Annotated in this window: 1 protein-coding gene; it reads right to left on the reverse strand. The window is 68.7% G+C overall.

Going from position 1 to position 878, the window contains the following annotated elements; translation table 11 throughout:
• The coding region (locus JCM19049_RS15795) for an AMP-binding protein (RefSeq protein ID WP_279403397.1) at positions 1 to 832 on the reverse strand (832 nt) is incomplete at its 3' end.
• Between the last annotated feature and the right edge of the window lie 46 nt (positions 833 to 878).

Genomic DNA, 878 nt, shown 5'->3' on the forward strand with positions numbered 1-878 from the left:
CCAGCACCTGCTCGACCTCCACGGTGGAAATGTTCTCCCCGCCGGAGATGATGATGTCCTTGGCCCGGTCGCGCAGCTGGATGTAGCCGTCCGGGTGCATCACGCCCAGGTCCCCGGTGTGGAACCAGCCCCCGGCGAAGGCCTGTTCAGTGGCCGGCTCGTCCTTGTAGTAGCCGATCATCACGTTGTTGCCGCGCAGCACGATTTCGCCCATGCTCTGTCCGTCGGCCGGCACGTCGTTCATGTCCAGGTCCACTACGCGGGCGGACTCCGCGGTCACCATGCCCACCCCCTGCCGGGAGAGCTTGGCGGCCCGCTGCTCGGCGTCCAGCTCATCCCAGTGCTGCTGGTACTCGCAGATCGTGTACGGGCCGTAGACCTCGGTCAACCCGTAGACGTGCACCACCTCGATGCCCAGCCGGTGCAGCTTGCCAATGATGGCCGGTGACGGGGGAGCACCGGCGGTGGTGATGCGCAGCGGCTGGCCCACAGGGTGGGCCCGGGGCGCGTCGCGATGATCGAGCACACGGTTGGTGCCCCGCACAGGTGGTGGTGCCCAGCTGGTCGATGGCATCCCAGACGGCGTCCTCGCGCACCGCCCGCAGGCACAGATGGTGCCGCCGGCGGCGGTTACCGCCCAGGGCGTGCACCAGCCGTTGCAGTGGAACATCGGCAGCGTCCACAGGTAGCGGGTGTGCGCGTCCATTTGCTGGTGGAACGCCTCACCCAGCGCGTTCAGATAGGTGCCGCGGTGTGAGTAGAGCACCCCCTTGGGCTTGCCGGTGGTCCCGGAGGTGTAGTTCAGGCAGATCGGGGCCCGCTCGTCGCCCACCGTATAGGGCAGGCGGCCGGCGGGGGCGTGGCGCAGCAGGTCCTCC

Source organism: Arthrobacter sp. JCM 19049, assembly GCF_001310435.1.